General features: G+C 50.2%; 10 protein-coding genes and 1 tRNA gene. 5 read left to right on the top strand and 6 right to left on the bottom strand.

The window, feature by feature from the left end; all coding sequences use genetic code 11:
- Nucleotides 1-50: 50 nt before the first annotated feature.
- Nucleotides 51-1,247 carry a YjgN family protein gene (locus AB4H76_RS20325; protein ID WP_000079644.1) on the top strand — a complete coding sequence of 399 codons (1,197 nt, stop codon included), beginning with the start codon at nt 51-53 and terminating at the stop codon, nt 1,245-1,247.
- 55 nt (nt 1,248-1,302) lie between these two features.
- On the opposite strand, the gene valS is transcribed toward AB4H76_RS20325, so the two are convergent.
- The 3 genes from valS to pepA form a co-directional block, all read right to left on the bottom strand.
- Nucleotides 1,303-4,158, bottom strand: coding sequence for a valine--tRNA ligase (gene valS / locus AB4H76_RS20320; protein WP_000416392.1), 2,856 nt, complete (start codon nt 4,156-4,158; stop codon nt 1,303-1,305).
- Nucleotides 4,158-4,601, bottom strand: a complete 444-nt coding sequence (holC, locus tag AB4H76_RS20315) for a DNA polymerase III subunit chi (RefSeq protein ID WP_000786399.1) — start codon at nt 4,599-4,601, stop codon at nt 4,158-4,160. The genes valS and holC overlap by 1 nt, the downstream gene beginning before the upstream one ends.
- Nucleotides 4,602-4,734: 133 nt before the next feature.
- Nucleotides 4,735-6,246 (bottom strand): leucyl aminopeptidase, encoded by a 1,512-nt coding sequence (gene pepA / locus AB4H76_RS20310; protein ID WP_000397144.1) that lies wholly within the window; start codon nt 6,244-6,246, stop codon nt 4,735-4,737.
- 153 nt (nt 6,247-6,399) lie between these two features.
- On the opposite strand from pepA, the gene ytgA reads away from it, so the two are divergent.
- The 3 genes from ytgA to lptG all read left to right on the top strand — a co-directional run bounded on the left by ytgA (nt 6,400) and on the right by lptG (nt 8,695).
- The gene (gene ytgA / locus AB4H76_RS20305; protein ID WP_211180521.1) at nt 6,400-6,450 is read left to right on the top strand and encodes a protein YtgA; all 51 of its coding nucleotides are present in this window, start codon (nt 6,400-6,402) and stop codon (nt 6,448-6,450) included.
- Nucleotides 6,451-6,512: 62 nt separating this feature from the next.
- Nucleotides 6,513-7,613 (top strand): LPS export ABC transporter permease LptF, encoded by a 1,101-nt coding sequence (gene lptF / locus AB4H76_RS20300; RefSeq protein WP_000584114.1) that lies wholly within the window; start codon nt 6,513-6,515, stop codon nt 7,611-7,613.
- Nucleotides 7,613-8,695 carry an LPS export ABC transporter permease LptG gene (lptG, locus tag AB4H76_RS20295; protein WP_001295681.1) on the top strand — a complete coding sequence of 361 codons (1,083 nt, stop codon included), beginning with the start codon at nt 7,613-7,615 and terminating at the stop codon, nt 8,693-8,695. The genes lptF and lptG overlap by 1 nt, the downstream gene beginning before the upstream one ends.
- Here lptG and AB4H76_RS20290 read toward each other — a convergent pair.
- Nucleotides 8,678-10,357 (bottom strand): helicase HerA-like C-terminal domain-containing protein, encoded by a 1,680-nt coding sequence (locus AB4H76_RS20290; protein WP_420062616.1) that lies wholly within the window; start codon nt 10,355-10,357, stop codon nt 8,678-8,680. The genes lptG and AB4H76_RS20290 overlap by 18 nt on opposite strands.
- Nucleotides 10,358-10,486: 129 nt before the next feature.
- The gene (ahr, locus tag AB4H76_RS20285; RefSeq protein ID WP_077492339.1) at nt 10,487-11,506 is read right to left on the bottom strand and encodes an NADPH-dependent aldehyde reductase Ahr; all 1,020 of its coding nucleotides are present in this window, start codon (nt 11,504-11,506) and stop codon (nt 10,487-10,489) included.
- Nucleotides 11,507-11,701: 195 nt separating this feature from the next.
- On the opposite strand from ahr, the gene AB4H76_RS20280 reads away from it, so the two are divergent.
- A tRNA-Leu gene (locus AB4H76_RS20280) sits at nt 11,702-11,786 on the top strand.
- A 224-nt stretch (nt 11,787-12,010) separates the two neighbouring features.
- Here AB4H76_RS20280 and AB4H76_RS20275 read toward each other — a convergent pair.
- On the bottom strand, nt 12,011-15,127 hold the full coding sequence (locus AB4H76_RS20275; protein ID WP_085452765.1) for an HsdR family type I site-specific deoxyribonuclease: 3,117 nt from the start codon (nt 15,125-15,127) through the stop codon (nt 12,011-12,013).
- Between the last annotated feature and the right edge of the window lie 103 nt (nt 15,128-15,230).

Genomic DNA, 15,230 nt, shown 5'->3' with positions numbered 1-15,230 from the left:
GTCTGTATATATAAATTATATCAATGGATTTTTTAATTCAGGGAATTTTTATGGCTCAAGTTATTAATGAAATGGATGTTCCGTCCCATTCGTTTGTTTTTCATGGTACAGGTGAGAGATATTTTCTTATTTGTGTGGTGAATGTGTTGTTAACGATTATAACGCTAGGTATCTATTTGCCATGGGCATTAATGAAATGTAAGCGTTATCTCTATGCTAATATGGAAGTTAACGGACAACGATTTTCTTATGGAATTACTGGTGGGAATGTTTTTGTTAGTTGTCTTGTTTTTGTTTTTTGCTATTTCGCAATCTTAATGACAGTGTCAGCAGATATGCCGCTTGTTGGCTGTGTTTTGACTTTGTCACTGTTGGTTTTGCTTATATTTATGGCAGCAAAAGGACTGCGTTATCAGGCCTTGATGACCAGTCTCAACGGCGTAAGATTTAGTTTTAATTGCTCTTTGAAAGGGTTCTGGTGGGTAACCTTTTTCTTGCCGATTTTAATGGCCATTGGGATGGGGACTGTTTTCTTTATCTCGACAAAGATGCTACATGCCAATAGTTCAAGTAGTGTTATTATATCTGTGGTTCTGATGGCAATAGTTGGTATTGTTTCCATTGGTATTTTTAATGGTACTTTATATAGCCTGGTAATGAGTTTTCTCTGGAGCAATACCAGTTTCGGTATACATCGTTTCAAGGTGAAATTAGATACTACGTATTGTATAAAATATGCCATTCTCGCATTTTTAGCTTTATTACCTTTTCTCGCTGTTGCTGGTTATATTATCTTCGATCAAATATTAAATGCGTATGATAGTTCTGTGTATGCAAATGATGATATTGAGAATTTACAGCAATTTATGGAAATGCAACGTAAAATGATAATCGCGCAGTTAATCTATTATTTTGGGATTGCTGTTAGCACCAGTTATTTAACGGTGTCGTTGCGAAATCATTTTATGAGCAACCTGTCACTGAATGATGGGCGTATTCGTTTTCGCTCAACTTTAACGTACCACGGTATGCTTTATCGCATGTGTGCGTTGGTGGTGATATCCGGGATTACGGGCGGTCTGGCTTATCCACTGCTGAAAATATGGATGATTGACTGGCAGGCAAAAAATACGTATTTGCTGGGCGATTTGGATGACCTTCCTTTAATCAATAAAGAAGAACAACCAGATAAAGGCTTCTTAGCCAGGATTTCACGGGGAATTATGCCTTCTTTACCATTTCTGTAAGAGATAAAAAAGGCCGGAGCATGCTCCGGCCTTCGTTTTCATTACTGTGTTTTGATTACAGCGCGGCGATAACAGCCTGCTGTTCAATCAGCTTCGCTTTCGCTTCTGCATAGCCTTCCAGCTTTTCACGCTCTTTCGCGATGACCGCTTCCGGTGCGCGGGCGACAAAGCCTTCATTCGCCAGCTTGTTCTCGATACGGCTGATTTCACCTTCAATCTTCGCCACTTCTTTCGCCAGACGCGCCAGCTCATCTTCTTTGTTGATGAGGCCAGCCATCGGGATCAGCAGCTCTGCACCGTCGATGATCTTAGTAACGGAAACCGGACCTTTGTCATCGGCAGGCAGCACGGTGATACTTTCCAGACGCGCCAGGGTTTGCAGGAAGCCACGGTTTTCATTTACGCGACGTTCTGCATCCGCGCTGCAACCACGCAGTAGCAGCTCCAGCGGTTTGCCCGGCGCGATGTTCATTTCTGCACGGATGTTACGTACCGCAACGATCGCCTGCTTCAGCCACTCGGTGTCGGCCAGTGCGGCTTCATCAACCTGAGATGCATCGTACTGCGGGAACGGCTGCAGCATGATGGTGTCGGCAGTGATACCGCAAAGTACTTTCACACGCTGCCAGATGGTTTCGGTGATGAACGGAATGATCGGATGCGCGAGGCGCAGCAGACCTTCCAGTACAGTCACCAGCGTATGGCGAGTACCGCGCAGTTCTGCTTCGGTGCCACCGTTCATTACCGGCTTGGTCAGCTCGAGATACCAGTCACAGAACTGGTTCCAGGTGAACTCATACAGAATGCCTGCGGCGATATCGAAGCGGAAGCTGTCCAGCGCTTCGCGGTACGCTTTGATGGTCTGGTTGAACTCCGCCAGAATCCAGCGGTCCGCCAGCGACAGCGTCATTTCGCCGCCGTTGAAGCCGCAATCCTGACCTTCTGTGTTCATCAGCACAAAGCGGCTGGCGTTCCACAGCTTGTTACAGAAGTTACGGTAACCTTCCAGGCGCTTCATATCCCAGTTGATGTCACGACCGGTAGACGCCAGTGCCGCCAGGGTGAAGCGCAGCGCGTCAGTACCGTGCGGTTCAATACCGTTCGGGAACTGCTTCTCGGTGCGCTTACGGATTTTGTCCGCCAGCTGTGGCTGCATCATATTGCCGGTGCGTTTTTCCAGCAGTTCTGGCAGCGAAATACCGTCAACCATATCCAGTGGGTCGATAACGTTACCCTTGGATTTGGACATCTTCTGGCCTTCGTCGTCACGAATCAGACCGGTCATGTAAACAGTGTGGAACGGCACCTGCGGTTTGCCATTTTCATCTTTGATGAAGTGCATGGTCATCATGATCATGCGGGCAATCCAGAAGAAGATGATGTCGAAACCAGATACCATCACGCTGGTTGGGTGGAACTGACGCAGGGCGTCGGTGTTTTCCGGCCAGCCAAGGGTAGAGAAGGTCCACAGCGCAGAAGAGAACCAGGTGTCGAGAACGTCTTCGTCCTGACGCAGGACAACATCAGCACCGAGGTTATTTTCTTTACGCACTTCGTCTTCGTTGCGGCCAACATAAACGTTACCCGCTTCGTCATACCATGCCGGGATACGGTGACCCCACCACAACTGACGAGAGATACACCAGTCCTGAATATCGCGCATCCAGGAGAAGTACATGTTTTCGTACTGCTTCGGTACGAACTGAATGTCGCCGTTCTCAACCGCTTCAACTGCCGGTTTCGCCAGGACATCGGCACGCACGTACCACTGGTCGGTCAGCATCGGTTCGATGACCACGCCACCACGGTCGCCATAAGGAACGGTCAGGTCATGTGGTTTAATTTCTTCCAGCAGGCCGAGTGCGTCAACCGCAGCAACGACCGCTTTACGTGCAGCAAAACGCTCCAGTTTCTGGAATTCTGCGGGGATCTCGCTGGAATAAACGTCAGATTCGTTACCTTTGGTATCGAACACCTGGGCACTTTCACGGATATCGCCGTCAAAGGTCAGGATGTTGATCATCGGCAGCGCGTGACGTTTACCCACTTCATAGTCGTTAAAGTCGTGCGCCGGAGTGATTTTCACGCAGCCGGTGCCTTTTTCCATGTCGGCGTGTTCGTCGCCAACGATCGGAATACGACGGTTAACCAGCGGCAGAATGACATATTTGCCAATCAGATCTTTGTAACGCGGATCTTCCGGGTTAACGGCTACGCCAGTATCGCCCAGCAGGGTTTCCGGACGGGTAGTCGCAACCACCAGATAATCTTTACCGTCTGCGGTTTTCGCGCCGTCAGCCAGCGGATAGCGGATGTGCCACATCGAACCTTTCGATTCGCGGTTTTCCACTTCCAGGTCAGAGATAGCGGTGCGCAGTTTCGGGTCCCAGTTTACCAGGCGCTTGCCACGGTAAATCAGGTCTTCTTTATACAGACGAACGAAAACTTCTTTCACCGCATTGGACAGGCCTTCGTCCATGGTGAAGCGTTCACGCTCCCAGTCCACGGAGTTGCCGAGACGGCGCATCTGACGGGTAATGGTGCCGCCGGATTCCGCTTTCCATTCCCAGATTTTGTCGATGAAAGCTTCGCGGCCGTAGTCGTGACGGGTTTTACCTTCTTCTGCGGCAATCTTGCGCTCAACGACCATCTGGGTAGCGATCCCGGCGTGGTCAGTACCGACCTGCCACAGGGTGTTTTTGCCCTGCATGCGCTGATAGCGGATCATGGTATCCATGATGGTTTGCTGGAAGGCGTGACCCATATGCAAACTGCCGGTGACGTTCGGCGGCGGGATCATGATGCAGAAACTTTCCTGGCTTTCATCGCCATTAGGCTTAAAGTAGCCCTGCTTTTCCCAGTGCTCGTAAAGCGGCTGTTCGATATCTTGTGGGTTATATGTCTTTTCCATTATTTCCAGGTTGCCGTATTCAGGTTGAAACCAGCCACGCGGTAGGCTTTATAGCGTTCGCGCGCCAGTTGTTTCAGAGAATCTTCATAAGGAACGAAGTCTACCACTTCTGTGAAAGCGGTGGCAAAATCTGCAAAGCTTGTTCGCAGACTAATCAATATATCGCGCGGGCTGCTGCTGCGTTTTTGCGGCCAGGCGATCTCCACCGGCGCACCGCCGCGCGGTCCTTCTCCCGCTAAATTATGCGGAACAAAGCTTTCTGCCGGACGCGCCCACAGGGCTTCATCCAGCCGGTAAGCCTGCTTTTCATCTTCACAGGCGATGAGCACGCGCTTACCACTGCGCCAACGTTCTGCGGCAATTTCACACACCAGCTGCTCAACGGCGCTTAAGCCATCGACGGTGGTGTCATTGTCCAGAAGGTAGAACGTCGCGTTTTTCATAAATGGGGCTTCTTGTGGTGGATTTAAATATTGCTGCATTCCTCACCCTAAAAGATGAGCAATGAATTTCTATTGCGCTCGATCGGTTCCCTCTCCCTTAGGGAGAGGGTTAGGGTGAGGGTAAAACGCAAACTTACTCTTCGCCGTTAAACCCAGCGCGGTTTAACAGGAACTGTGCCAGCAACGCTACCGGACGACCGGTGGCGCCTTTTGCTTTACCAGAACGCCAGGCGGTACCGGCGATATCCAGGTGCGCCCAGTTGTACTTACGGGTAAAGCGTGACAGGAAGCAACCTGCGGTAATCGCCCCACCAGGACGACCGCCAATGTTCGCCATATCGGCAAAATTGGACTCCAGTTGTTCCTGATACTCGTCACCCAGCGGTAAGCGCCATGCGCGGTCACCGGATTGTTCAGACGCGGCAATCAGTTCATGGGCCAGCGGATTATGGTTCGCCATCAGACCGGTAATGTGATGACCCAGCGCGATCACGCAGGCACCGGTCAGTGTCGCCACGTCAATCACCGCTTCCGGCTCAAACCGCTCAACGTAAGTTAACACGTCGCACAGTACCAGACGGCCTTCGGCGTCGGTGTTCAGCACTTCAACAGTTTGACCGGACATGGTGGTTAACACATCGCCCGGACGATAGGCTCGTCCGCCAGGCATGTTTTCGCAGCCTGCCAACACGCCGATAACGTTAATCGGCAGTTGTAGCTCCGCGACCATCCGCATCACGCCGTAAACCGCTGCCGCACCGCACATATCGTACTTCATCTCATCCATGCCTTCTGAAGGCTTGATGGAGATACCGCCGGAGTCGAAGGTTAAACCTTTACCCACCAGCACGATTGGGCGTGCATCTTCCGACGCGTTGCCTTTGTACTCAATCACGGACATCAGCGATTCGTTTTGCGAACCCTGACCGACCGCCAGATAGGAATGCATCCCCAGCTCTTTCATCTGCTGTTCGCCGATAACGCGGGTGATGACATTCTTGCTGTAGCTGTCAGCCAGCTGGCGCGCTTGTGAAGCGAGGTAAGCGGCGTTACAGATATTCGGCGGCATATTGCCGAGATCTTTCGCTGCTTTAATCCCGGCGGCAATCGCCAGACCGTGCTGGATCGCGCGCTCACCGCTGGTCAGTTCACGGCGGGTCGGCACGTTGAACACCATTTTACGCAGCGGACGACGCGGTTCGCTCTTGTTCGTTTTCAGCTGATCGAAACTGTAGAGCGTCTCTTTTGCCGTCTCGACAGCCTGACGCACTTTCCAGTAGTTGTTACGGCCTTTAACGTGCAGTTCAGTCAGAAAGCAGACCGCTTCCATTGAGCCAGTATCATTCAGCGTATTAATGGTTTTCTGAATAACCTGCTTGTACTGACGCTCATCCAGCTCACGTTCTTTGCCGCAACCAATAAGGAGAATTCGCTCGGAAAGTACATTCGGAACATGGTGCAGCAACAATGTCTGCCCCGGTTTTCCTTCCAGTTCGCCCCGACGTAGCAGGGCGCTGATGTACCCATCGCTGATTTTATCGAGCTGTTCTGCAATCGGAGAAAGGCGACGTGGTTCGAAGACGCCCACGACGATGCAGGCACTCCGCTGTTTCTCCGGGCTACCGCTTTTTACACTAAACTCCATGCACTACGCTCCTGAATCTTAAAGACAACGGCGGTGGCTACAGATAGAATTGCAAGCTTTCGTAACTCATGTCCGCTGTTGCGATGACTTCGTGTTAATCTTAACGTTATTACGGCATTGGCACGTCAGAACAAAATCTGAGAGGTGAATCCGTTGAGTATAATTATCTTAGCGACGATTTCGACGACTCAAGAGAATAAATGACGTTTAAGCCATGAAACAAGCTAAAATCCTGCAAAAGACGAGTTTTTACGGGCGTATTTAAAGTGATAATCATAAGATATCTGGTGCGGGAGACGCTCAAAAGCCAGCTGGCGATACTCTTCATCTTGCTTTTGATCTTCTTCTGTCAAAAGTTAGTGAGGATCCTCGGCGCAGCGGTTGACGGCGATATTCCGGCGAATCTGGTGCTCTCCCTGCTCGGGTTGGGCGTGCCGGAAATGGCGCAGCTTATCCTGCCATTAAGCCTGTTCCTCGGGCTGCTGATGACGCTGGGCAAACTGTATACCGAAAGTGAAATTACGGTAATGCATGCCTGCGGCCTGAGCAAAGCGGTTCTGGTGAAAGCGGCAATGATCCTTGCGGTATTCACGGCAATCGTCGCGGCGGTTAACGTGATGTGGGCGGGACCGTGGTCATCGCGTCATCAGGATGAAGTGTTAGCAGAAGCGAAAGCGAACCCTGGCATGGCGGCGCTGGCGCAAGGGCAATTCCAGCAAGCGACTAATGGCAGTTCGGTGCTGTTCATCGAAAGCGTTGACGGCAGCGATTTCAAAGATGTGTTCCTCGCGCAAATTCGACCAAAAGGTAATGCACGTCCTTCTGTGGTGGTGGCCGATTCCGGACATTTAACCCAGCTGCGCGACGGCTCCCAGGTCGTCACTCTCAACCAGGGAACGCGCTTCGAAGGCACTGCACTGTTACGTGATTTCCGCATTACGGACTTCCAGGATTATCAGGCGATCATTGGTCACCAGGCGGTGGCGCTCGACCCGAACGATACCGACCAGATGGACATGCGTACATTGTGGAACACTGACACCGATCGTGCCCGCGCAGAACTGAACTGGCGTATCACGTTGGTATTCACCGTGTTTATGATGGCACTTATGGTCGTACCGCTGAGCGTGGTTAACCCACGTCAGGGACGCGTACTATCGATGCTGCCAGCCATGCTGCTGTATCTACTTTTCTTCCTGATCCAGACCTCCCTGAAATCGAACGGCGGTAAAGGTAAGCTGGACCCGACGCTGTGGATGTGGACCGTTAACCTGATTTATCTGGCTTTGGCGATTGTTCTCAACCTTTGGGACACCGTGCCGGTCCGCCGCCTGCGCGCCAGTTTTTCGCGTAAAGGAGCGGTGTGATGCAACCTTTTGGCGTACTTGACCGCTATATCGGTAAAACTATTTTCACCACCATCATGATGACGCTGTTCATGCTGGTGTCGCTGTCAGGCATTATCAAATTTGTCGATCAGTTGAAAAAAGCCGGGCAGGGGAGTTACGACGCGTTAGGCGCAGGAATGTATACCTTGCTGAGCGTGCCGAAAGATGTGCAAATATTCTTCCCGATGGCGGCTCTGCTTGGGGCGTTGCTTGGTCTTGGGATGCTGGCGCAGCGCAGCGAACTGGTGGTGATGCAGGCTTCTGGTTTCACCCGTATGCAGGTTGCGCTGTCGGTGATGAAAACCGCCATTCCGCTGGTCTTACTGACGATGGCGATTGGTGAATGGGTTGCGCCGCAGGGCGAGCAGATGGCGCGTAACTACCGTGCGCAGGCGATGTACGGCGGCTCGTTGCTCTCTACCCAGCAAGGCTTATGGGCGAAAGATGGCAACAACTTCGTCTACATTGAGCGGGTTAAAGGAGACGAAGAGTTAGGTGGCATCAGCATTTATGCCTTTAACGAGAATCGTCGTCTGCAATCCGTACGCTATGCTGCTACTGCGAAGTTTGACCCGGAACATAAAGTCTGGCGTCTGTCGCAGGTTGATGAATCTGATCTGACCAATCCGAAACAGATTACCGGTTCGCAGACGGTGAGCGGCACCTGGAAAACCAACCTCACACCGGACAAACTGGGCGTGGTGGCGCTGGACCCGGATGCACTCTCCATCAGTGGTTTGCACAACTACGTGAAGTATCTGAAGTCGAGCGGTCAGGATGCCGGACGTTATCAGCTCAACATGTGGAGCAAAATCTTCCAGCCGCTATCCGTGGCGGTGATGATGCTGATGGCGCTGTCGTTCATCTTTGGCCCACTGCGTAGCGTACCGATGGGCGTGCGTGTGGTCACCGGTATCAGCTTCGGTTTTGTCTTCTACGTACTGGACCAGATCTTCGGTCCGCTGACGTTGGTTTACGGCATCCCGCCGATCATTGGCGCACTGTTGCCAAGCGCCAGCTTCTTCTTAATCAGCCTGTGGCTGTTAATGAGAAAATCGTAACCTGATGAACGAATAAAGGGAGCTAAAGCTCCCTTTATTATTGTTAGCAAAGTGTGCTTCGTTCATGCCTGAAAAATCATGAAAATCCAATATATTGCAGTGGTGTAGGCATGATAAGACGCGCCAGCGTCGCATCAGGCAAAGACAAATCGCGCCTGACTTACCTTCTTCTTCCCCCAGCAAACTCCCCAACATCCCACGTACAATCTGATTCGTCACCTGGCGGGCGGCGCTTTTCGCCATTGTTTGCACCACACCATCTTTCTTCCCGCCGCGTGGTCCGGTAGTGCCAAACAAAATATCCTTCAATCCACCAAGAATGCCGTCATCTACCGCTACCTCTTTCCCTTTCGCGGGGGGATTATTTTGCTGCTCGGTACTGGCCTGTACGCCTTTTTGCAACATCTCATAGGCGGATTCCCGGTCCACGTCATCCTCGTACTTGCCATACACCGGAGAGTGATTAATCAAGCCATTACGCTCATCTTCCGTCACCGGTCCCATCCGCGAACAAGGCGCAATCACCATCGCCCGTTCCACCACAGAAGGGCTTCCTTTCGCATCCAGAAAAGAGATCAACGCCTCGCCGGTGCCCAGTTCCTGAATCGCCTTTTCGGTATCAAACGCCGGATTGGCCCGCATGGTTTGCGCCGCAGCTTTTACCGCTTTCTGATCTTTGGGCGTAAAAGCACGCAAAGCGTGTTGAACGCGATTACCGAGCTGGCCGAGCACATTATCTGGAATATCAGACGGGTTTTGCGAAACGAACCAGACGCCCACGCCTTTTGAGCGAATAAGCCTTATCACCTGCTCAATCTTATCCAGCAGTACCTGCGGGGCATCGTTAAACAGCAGATGTGCCTCGTCGAAGAAAAACACCAGTTTTGGTTTCTCCAGATCGCCCGCTTCCGGCAATTGTTCATACAACTCTGAAAGCATCCACAGCAGGCTGGCGGCATACAGTTTCGGCATCTGATAAAGCTTCTCGGCGCTGAGGATATTGATAACGCCTTTACCGTTGGCATCGGTGCACATCCAGTCTTTGATATCCAGCATCGGCTCACCAAAGAAGTGTGCTGCGCCTTGCTGTTCCAGCGACAACAGCCCGCGCTGGATGGCACCAACCGATGCGCTACTGATATTTCCGTACTGATTCTGGAAGGATTTGGCGTTATCGCCGATGTACTGGGTAATTGCCCGCAGATCTTTAAAGTCGAGCAGCAACAATCCCTGATCATCAGCAATGCGGAAGATGATATTCAGCACGCCAGACTGCACATCGTTGAGATTCAACAGCCGCGCCAGCAACAGCGGCCCCAGATCCGAAACCGTCGCCCGCACCGGATGGCCTTTCTCGCCAAAGATATCCCACACCACCACTGGATTGGCATGCGGTTGCCAGTCATTGACGCCGATATTTTTAAGCCTTGCGAGCAGTTTTTCCGACGCCGTTCCTGCCTGCGCGATGCCGGTCAGATCGCCTTTCACATCGGCCATAAACACCGGAACACCGATTTCCGATAGAGACTCCGCCAGTTTTTGCAGCGTAACGGTTTTACCCGTCCCCGTTGCGCCAGTAATTAGCCCGTGACGGTTAGCCATTCCCGGCAGTAAAAACAGTTCTGTGTCCGGCGTGCGGGCAATTAACAGGGGTTCGCTCATGAGATATCCTCCAGTTTCCTGCCTGGAGTATAGGCAACGGCTGCGCACTCTTCACCGCTAAATTCAGCAGATTGCGAGACGCCTTCCAAAGAGATTTAAGTGCCGGGCGACAGGCACCCGGCAAAGAGATCAGAAGTCAGCTTTCAGAACCACGCGGTAACGCGCCTTACCGTCGCGCACATGCTTGATGGCGTCGTTAATTTTCGACATCGGGAACAGTTCGGTGGTCGGCGCAACCTTGCTGCGGGCGGCAAAGCGCATCAGCTTACGCAACTCATAAGGCGTGCCGGTAGCAGAACCAGAGACGCTGCGGTCGCCCGCAATTAACGTAAAGGCCGGAACAGACAGCGGCGTGAGAACCGCACCGACAGTGTGGAAATTACCGCCATAGGTCAGCGCCTCAAAATAGGGCTGCCAGTCGAGGCTGACGTTCACAGTATTGATAATGAGATCAAACTGCCCCGCTAGTGCTTTCAGTGCCTGCGGATCGCGGCTATTCACCACTTTATCGGCACCCATCGCCAGCACTTCCTGCTCTTTCGCCGGATTAGAACTAAAGGCTGTCACCTCGCATCCCATTGCGTGCAGAAGTTTTATAGCGATATGCCCCAGCCCGCCAATACCAATTACCCCAACGCGGCTGGTAGCAGTGATATGGTGCATCAACAGTGGTTTAAAGACCGTGATACCGCCGCACAACAGCGGCCCGGCGGACTCGATATCAATATTTTCTGGCAGTGGAATCACCCATTGCCAGTCCGCACGCAACTTCTCGGCAAAGCCACCGCGATTCATAATCGTCGGCACCGCACCTTGCTTGCAGTTGATCTGATTACCGCTAATACAGGCATCGCAATGCCCGCAGCTGCGTGCCGTCCAGCCAATCCCGACACGCTGACCGACCAGCAAACCTTTATCCTGTGCGGCGCTCCCGAGCGCCACCACGCGACCAATCACCTCATGCCCGGCAACCAGCGGATATTGTGAAAATCCCCATTCGTTATCGATCATCGACAGATCGGAATGGCAGATCCCGCAGTAATCCACCTGCACTTCAATATCTTGTGGCTTCAGCTCACCGGGATCGTACTCATAAACTTCCAGTTCGCCGCCCGCTTCTTTTGCGGCATAGCTTCTTATCATCGACATTTTTTGGTCCTTCTCTGGTGTTGTCTGGGAAGTGTAGAGCATGGCAGGGCGGGGTGCCTGGAGTGTGACAAAGGTTACACATCGCTGTATGCAATGCTGAAAATTTCAGCACTTAGCGAGGTGCGAGCAAGCTGGCGCTTGCATGGTGGCGTGCGACAGGTATAATCCACAACGTTTTCCGCATACCTCTTCAGTGCCGAAGTGGCGAAATCGGTAGACGCAGTTGATTCAAAATCAACCGTAGAAATACGTGCCGGTTCGAGTCCGGCCTTCGGCACCACATCGTATGCAAATAGAGTCGCTCAAGGGCGGCTTTTTTTGTGTCTGGGAGCCGTTAGTTACCTATCTTTCTCGCTATTTTAACTCTCTCAGGGCTAACCAATTCCAACCCATCGCAAACAAAAAATGTTGGTACAGGCGTTGGTATTTTCGGTTCGATATTAATTTGTATTAGCTCAGTCCTGATCTGACAGCTATCTGCCAGATCAGGTTCGGATTAATACATTATATCTGCCCGCCTACACCTTTAAACTTCTCAATAAACGCGACGATCTTCTGGAAAACCGTCTGTTTTTTCGTCTTATATTGCGGATTTAACGGACTGAGTTTTGGCAATGTCTCGTTTAATTCCGTGCCATTTTCGGTGGCGTATTCGCGTTTTAAAGACGTGCGAATATAGCGTTTCGCCGCCTCTTCATTGAGATTTTCTTCTTTGATCAATGCTGCTGCTTCACGTTGCTGTTCGCGTTGAGCAAAGGTAAAAAACGCGTCAATGATGCTGGCTTTATCCGGCAAATCATCCAGGTTCGTTTGTTGAATAAAATCGACCACCAGACCTTCTTTGGCACGGTTCCCAAGGCTTGAACGAATTAAGCGTTTGACCTCTTCGGTCATTTCGCCCTTACCTTTGTTTTGTCTGTTGTGTTCGAAAATCAGTCCAAGGATATAATCCAGGTTTATTTCCTGAGACTTCAGCAAATCGACCTCAAAAACCACGTCATCCCAGTCAGTGGTTGATTTTTCTTTTTTATCAGCTTCTTTCTCGCGGCGCTGCCAGTCACGAATATCGTTATAGGCAGAACGATAATCCTGAATCTTGCGTTCAGCAGGGAGACGAATCGTTTGCAATTCAGCGAACTTTTCATCATCCACATAATGTTCTTCTTTGAATTTTTCTACCGCAACAGGATCGCTAAGATCGATTTGTTGCAGGGCTTTCAGCGTGGCAAATTCATCATAGTTTTGCAGGATGTTCTCGGCACGCAGGTATTCACCAAACAGTTTAACGAAGTCTTTCTTCTCTTTTTCACTTTCAATACTGGCAGGGTCAGGGAACCGTTGTTCCAGTTCTGAAACTACTGCCATAAAGCCGCGCTTAGCTTCACCAGTGGCAGCATCAGTAAAGCCTTCCATATACTCTGCATAACTCTTTTCTAACACCACATTTTTGGTATTTTTATCACCAAACAGCGTTATGGCATCAATGGTTGAGCGTTCCAGATCCCGGAAAGTGACGATGTTACCGAAGGTTTTAGTAGCGTCATAAATGCGGTTGGTGCGGGAAAATGCCTGCATCAGGCCGTGAAAACGCAAGTTTTTATCGACGAATAGCGTGTTCAATGTTGGAGCATCGAAGCCGGTTAAAAACATCCCCACGACGATTAACAAGTCAACATCCTGATTTTTAACCCGCTGAGCCAGGTCCCGATAGTAGTTCTGAAAACCCTTGCTATCAGTACTGAAATTCATTTGAAAATGGTCGTTATATTCACGAATTGCAGCATCCAGAAACTCTTTAGCACTGCTGTCCATTGCGCTGGTATCAAAAGTTTCATCGGAAATTTCACCAATGGCATTTTGTTCTTCATTAGCGGCAAAGGAGAAGATTGTTGCAACACGTAGCGGTTTATAGGTGGCCGATTTATTAGCTGCTTCCTCTTGTAACCGTTTAAACGTCGCGTAATAGGCTTTCGCGGCATCCACGCTACTTACTGCCAGCATGGCATTAAAGCCTTTAGAGCCTGGGAAAGTACGGTGGGTCTTCTGGCGGAAGTTATTCAGAATATATTGCGTAATTTCCTGTATACGCATGGGATGAAGAAATGCCTGCTGATTTTCAGCCGCACTCAGTTTTTTCTCGTCGGTTTCTGTCTCTAAAGACTTAAACTGTGGCCGCACATCGTTGTAGTCCACCTTGAATTTAAGCACTTTTTCATCTCGAATCGCATCGGTAATAACATATGAATGCAATTCACGACCAAATACGCTGGCGGTCGTTTCTGAACCTAAAGCGTTTTCCGGGAAAATAGGAGTGCCGGTAAAACCAAACTGATAATAGCGTTTGAATTTCTTCTTCAGGTTTTTCTGCGCTTCTCCAAACTGGCTGCGGTGACATTCATCAAATATAAACACCACTTGCTGATTGTATACAGGCAGGTCGCTTTCTGCTTTCATCAGGTTATTAAGTTTCTGAATAGTGGTGACGATAATTTTGTTATCGTCCTTATCCAGATTTCGTTTAAGACCTGCGGTATTTTCCGAGCCGTTAACACTATCTGGCGAAAAACGCTGATATTCCTTCATGGTCTGGTAATCGAGGTCTTTCCTGTCGACCACAAAGAAAACTTTATCAATAAAGTCCAGTTCCGTTGCCAGACGCGCGGCTTTAAAGCTGGTCAGTGTTTTACCAGAACCGGTAGTGTGCCAGATAAAGCCACCACTTTCGGGGTTAGACCAGTTTTTCGCTTTATAGGAGCTGTTGATTTTCCATAAGATTCGTTCGGTGGCGGCAATCTGGTACGGTCGCATCACCAGTAGCGTCTGGCTAATATCGAACACGCTGTAGTTCACCAGAACATTAAGCAGAGTATGTTTCTGGAAAAAGGTAGCGGTAAAATCTTTGAGGTCTTTAATCAGCGTGTTGTCTGATTTCGCCCAGTTCATTGTGAAGTCAAAACTGTTTTTATCGCGCTTTGTGGTGTTGGCAAAGTAACGGGTATCGGTGCCGTTAGAAATGACAAACAGTTGCAGATACTTAAACAGAGAATTTTCGCTGTTAAAACTCTCTTTGCTGTAACGATGTATCTGGTTAAAGGCCTCACGAATCGCCACGCCGCGCTTTTTCAGTTCGATTTGTACCAGTGGTAAGCCATTAACCAGGATCGTGACGTCATAACGGTTAGCATGAGAACCCGCCTGTTCAAACTGCTGGATAATCTGCACCTTATTGCGCATGAGATTCTTTTTATCTATCAAATAGATGTTCTCAAGACGCTCGTCATCAAAAATAAAGTCGCAAATATAGTCGATATGGATTTTACGGGTCTTATCCAGAATGCCATCACTCGGGTTGTCCAGATATTGCTCCGTGAAACGCCGCCACTCGCTGTCATTAAACACCACACCATTGAGGTTCTGAAGCTGTTCCCGAACGTTGGCCAGCATCGCTGACTGTGATTTTACGGGTATAAATTCATAGCCCTGATTCCGCAGGTCCTGAATTAGTTCACGTTCCAGGTCCGATTCGCTCTGATAGCTGTCGCTTGTTTGCTCAGTTTTGATGTACTTATCAAGGACGATAAAGTTATTGGATTCAGCAATGGTGTGTGTTTGATGAGTCATAGCGCATCCTTTGTGCCGTCTGGCAAGGGCCGGAAGGGCGTTAATGGTGACTTCCAGCGTGTAAAAATAGTCTAAATACTGACCGGATGTTAAGGTGATCCGG

This window comes from Escherichia sp. UTM R2 (assembly GCF_048593455.1).
GTDB lineage: Bacteria > Pseudomonadota > Gammaproteobacteria > Enterobacterales > Enterobacteriaceae > Escherichia > Escherichia coli.
The sequence above is the reverse complement of the archived record's forward strand: the minus strand, read 5'-3'. Positions and strand labels throughout refer to the sequence as shown.